Origin of the sequence: uncultured Porphyromonas sp. (genome assembly GCF_934359325.1) — a bacterium.
Taxonomy (GTDB): domain Bacteria; phylum Bacteroidota; class Bacteroidia; order Bacteroidales; family Porphyromonadaceae; genus Porphyromonas_A.
On sequence record NZ_CAKRLH010000144.1, the window covers coordinates 1 to 4259 of the forward strand.

Annotated in this window: 4 protein-coding genes and 1 tRNA gene; 4 read left to right on the forward strand and 1 reads right to left on the reverse strand. The window is 54.5% G+C overall.

Features of this window, described 5'->3' with window-relative positions:
* The first annotated feature begins 218 nt into the window (after window positions 1-218).
* From Q0F21_RS05840 to Q0F21_RS05855, 4 genes are all read left to right on the forward strand, one after another.
* A tRNA-Lys gene (locus tag Q0F21_RS05840) sits at window positions 219-291 on the forward strand.
* A gap of 90 nt (window positions 292-381) precedes the next feature.
* Window positions 382-1884 carry a potassium/proton antiporter gene (locus Q0F21_RS05845; protein WP_297238240.1) on the forward strand — a complete coding sequence of 501 codons (1503 nt, stop codon included), beginning with the start codon at window positions 382-384 and terminating at the stop codon, window positions 1882-1884.
* Between the two features lie 96 nt (window positions 1885-1980).
* Window positions 1981-2202, forward strand: a complete 222-nt coding sequence (locus Q0F21_RS05850; RefSeq protein WP_018106532.1) for a DUF2795 domain-containing protein — start codon at window positions 1981-1983, stop codon at window positions 2200-2202.
* 12 nt (window positions 2203-2214) lie between these two features.
* Complete coding sequence (locus Q0F21_RS05855; RefSeq protein ID WP_297238242.1) at window positions 2215-2784, forward strand: GNAT family N-acetyltransferase; 570 nt, start codon at window positions 2215-2217, stop codon at window positions 2782-2784.
* 62 nt (window positions 2785-2846) lie between these two features.
* On the opposite strand, the gene Q0F21_RS05860 is transcribed toward Q0F21_RS05855, so the two are convergent.
* Window positions 2847-4259 (reverse strand): TonB-dependent receptor (locus Q0F21_RS05860; protein ID WP_297238243.1); only part of this gene is annotated, 1413 nt, incomplete at its 5' end.

Below are 4259 nucleotides of genomic sequence, written 5' to 3' on the forward strand. Positions count from 1 at the left end.
AAGATCCAAATGTGTCTCATTGTTAGCCTCGGCTACGCATGTCTGCCAATCGGCGGAGAAAGAACAAGAAAAACAGGAATTTATTCGACTGATGATAAGCGAAATAGATACCTTGTAGCAAAATAAGATCACGCAGCACCTTGTCCTTCTGCAAAATTATTGTACCTTTGCAGAGCAATCCACAAGAGAGCCCCCTGCCAACAGGGGAAATAAAGTATGACTCGGTAGCTCAGTTGGTAGAGCAATTGACTCTTAATCAATGGGTCGAGGGTTCGAGCCCCTCCCGGGTCACTTCTCCAGCCGAGGTGCTGCCTACTCCACTCGTGGAGAGACAGCATCTCGTTTTTTGTACCCACACTACACGATCGCAAATCATCCATTATGGCGATAGAGCAGCTAATCTTCTACATCTCTCTCCTTGCTATTGTGGGCCTGGTGCTCAGCAAGGCAGGGTTTAGGTTTGGCATCCCCTCCCTACTCCTCTTCCTCGGCGTCGGGATGTTTGCCGGCTACGCGGGCTATCTCGAGTTCAACTCCGCCTCTGAGGCTCAGACCATCGGTATCATCGCGCTGACGATGATCCTCTTTACGGGCGGAATGGATACGGACTTCGATGAGGTCAGGCCGGTGATGGTGCGAGGCTCTCTCCTGGCGACTGTAGGCGTACTGCTAACGATGCTGCTGACGGGGACCTTTATCTACTTCCTCTTCCGTCAGCCCTGGGTGCCTGGTGAGGTGCAGTCACTCTCCTTCCCCATGGCACTACTCTGCGCGGCGGTTATGTCCTCGACCGACTCGGCATCGGTCTTCTCGATCCTGAGGTCCAAGGAGATGCACCTCAAGCACAATGTCAAGCCACTGCTGGAGTTTGAGTCGGGGAGTAACGACCCGATGGCCTACATGCTGACGCTGATCCTGCTGCAGATGATCCATACGGGCGACTCCTCGATCGGCAATGCCCTCTGGATGTTTGTCCTCCAATTCAGCATCGGCGGGGTGCTGGGCTACGCCTTCGGCAAGGGGGCGGTCTGGTTTGTCAATAAGGTGAAGCTCGCCTCACCGGCACTTCACTCGCTCCTCCTGCTCTTCGTCGCTTTTGTCATCTACTCGACGACGGCGCGGCTCGGAGGAAATGGCTACCTCGCTGTCTACATATCCGGACTAGTGGTGGGCAACTCCCAGGTAATCTACAAGAAGAGCACGATGCGGCTCTTCGACGGCTTCCAGTGGCTCTGCCAGCTGGTGATGTTCCTCTCACTGGGGCTGCTGGTCAATGTCGATGAGCTTGCGGGTGTGGCGTTGCCAGCGATCATCATCGGTCTCTTCCTGATGCTGGTAGGTCGTCCCCTCTCTGTGGCACTGACGCTCCTGCCCTTCATCAAGAAGATGCCGCTCAATGCGATGCTCTACACCTGCTGGGTAGGGCTGCGCGGGGCTGTGCCGATCATCTTTGCCACCTACCCCCTTGTGGAGGGGCTGCCGGAGGCTCGGATGATCTTCAACGTCGTCTTCTTCATCACCCTCATCTCGCTGACGATACAGGGTGGCAGCGTGACGCTCGTGGCGAAGTGGCTCGGGCTGGTCGATGAAGAGGTGAGGACACCGGTCTTCAGGGACGTGGATCTGCCGGAAAACTTCACCAGCACGCTCTCTGAGATGATCGTCAGCCCGGCGATGATCGAGAGGAGCAACCTGCTGAAGGACATGAGCATCCCCAATCACACCCTCGCCATCCTCGTGAAGCGGGGCGAGAGCTACTTCATACCGAAGGGCGAGACACCCCTCGAGGTGGGCGACCATGTCCTGATCCTGAGCGACGACGAGACCGCACTCGTGGAGGCGTACGAGCAGCTCGGGATACACCACTACCACCTCGATGTGTAGGGGAATTTTTGCCATTAGGAGAAAATTGTCTATCATTGCACCCGCCTAATAATAGGTAAGAAAAACAAAGTAGAAACCATCAATCAGAAGTAATATATGTACTGGACTTTAGAGTTGGCTTCCAAGCTGGATGATGCTCCCTGGCCTGCCACCAAGGATGAGCTGATAGACTATGCTCAGCGCACCTGCGCCCCCATGGCAGTGATCGAGAACCTCCAGGAGATCGAGGACGATGGCGAGAGCTACGAGTCCATCGAGGACATCTGGCCCGACTATCCGAGTAAGGAGGACTTCTTCTTCAACGAAGAGGAGTACTAAGTAGCGTCCACCATGACCGTAGAGCCTGAGATCACCATAGCCCGAGGGACGCCGGAGATGGTGCCGCTGATCGCCAAGTGCGCCATGGCAGCCATCGAGCGGTACGACTTCGCCGACGATATGGATGATGATCAGAGCGAGCTCTACGACTGGCTGCAGGATATCTGCGGTCGGACAGACACCCTCTACTCCTATCGCAATACTCTAGTGGCTAAAGTCGGTGATGAAGTAGTTGGCTGCCTCATCTCCTACCCGGGCGACGATTACGAGGCTAAGCGAGCCTTCACCTTTGCCGCTCTGGATGGGGCGGGACCGAGTGACACCGAGACCGGCCCTGGAGAGTACTACCTCGATACGCTGGCCCTCCTCCCTGCCGCCCGCGGACACCGCATAGGACTGAGGCTCATGGAGAGGGTCATTGACTATGCGACGAGAGAGCTCGGGTACGATCGCTTCACTCTGCTTGTAGATGAGGATAAGCCTCGACTGGAATCCTACTATACTATGCTTGACTTTCAGCGAGACGAGAGAGTTTACTTCATGGGACACCCCTACTATAGGATGGTCCGATCTCAGAAGTGATGCAATAGGTACAATGAGAGTGGGACGGAGTTTGAGCTCCGCCCCACTCTTTTTATCTATAATTAGTATCTGTAAGCGAGGGAGAGAAGAAGAGACCTACCTCGGAGAGGTACTTCAGAGGCAAAGTCATTGATCCCCCCATAATACACCTGTCGGAAAAGCGTAGTATTCAGCAGATTCTTCCCCTCCACCCGTAGTCTCACCTTATCGGAGAGATCATACTGCAGCACAGCATCCAGAAATCGGTAACGAGACCTCTGACCCTCAGCAATCTCCATCACACCTCCTTCATAGCTCAGGGTAGCCTCCCAAGTCTCCATCGGGAAGAGATATAGGGTAGTCCCATAGCTGAGCCGGTGGAGAGGCTCGCTACTCTTCTCTCCTCCACGCTTCGAAGTAGATAGACCGACGTTAGCGAGAAGATTTCCCCACTTGGACAACCTCTGCTCTAGGCTGAGTGAGAGATCCGAGAAGGTCATCGGGACCTTATAGACCACCTGATTTTGCAGGAAAGGACGAGAGGAGTGCGATACGTCAACCTTTCCCTTGAGTACAGTGCCCGTCGAGACAAAGCTCTTGCTTAGAGAGAAGCCGGCATAGAGTCGATCAGCCTGATAATCCATAGGCTTCACACCATAGACAAGTCGTCCATCAACTGCCCGGAGAGTGGCGAGCTGGTCGCCACCGGAGCGCTGTGCCATCAGCGTCCCATTCATAAATATCATATGAAGTAGGTTGCGGTACGCCCCCGTCAGAGTGACGTGCATGGTGTGATACCGCTCGGGAGTATCAGCATAGGTATAGTAGCTCCTATACCCTCTTCGTAAGAGCTGACCAGGCATATAAGCCGGTGCCCGAAGCCCTCTATTCCCCTCACCTGACAGGCGGATGGTCGTCCGATCAGTGGGTGCGTAACTGATAGAGAAGTGCGGGAGTAGAGACCCAGTCCTCTTTTCCGTCTCTTGGGAGCCATAGGCAGTGAGACCGACAGGTAAAGTGAGTCTCATCACCACCTGATCCCCCGGCAGACGATACAATAGCTCAGGGGACAGCTCGAGAGTCCCCAGCCGGTATCGACCCTCCGCATCTCCGACAACATAGCGATGGCCCTCCATATTACCTGTGAGAGTCAGGTAAAGCATAAGGTCACCGACAGACTTCGTGGTAGACATCACACTATGCAGAAGCGTCCTGTGATGAAGAAAAAGCTCTGAGGGATCATCTGCCACGTCGAGTCCCTCCTCTATGCGCTGATAGTCGGCATAGAGAGAGCCACGGATCATAAGATCCCCGAGGGGGAAGATCGATCTCAGATCGTTCTTCACCGCCAGGTCGCTCAGGCTTCGACTCTCTCGTAAGTCTGCTGTAGTCCCCCTCTCCTCCGTATGGATATCGCTATGCATCCCCACCTTAGCTATATCCGCTGAGAGCTTATCCGACAGATAGACGTTGTCGCTATTATGCTCATAATAGAT

Excerpts from the sequence above, each read along its gene's own strand:
- Q0F21_RS05845 (WP_297238240.1), top strand. The coding sequence starts at position 382 with ATGGCGATAGAGCAGCTAATCTTCTACATCTCTCTCCTTGCTATTGTG.
- Q0F21_RS05850 (WP_018106532.1), top strand. The coding sequence starts at position 1,981 with ATGTACTGGACTTTAGAGTTGGCTTCCAAGCTGGATGATGCTCCCTGG.
- Q0F21_RS05855 (WP_297238242.1), top strand. The coding sequence starts at position 2,215 with ATGACCGTAGAGCCTGAGATCACCATAGCCCGAGGGACGCCGGAGATG.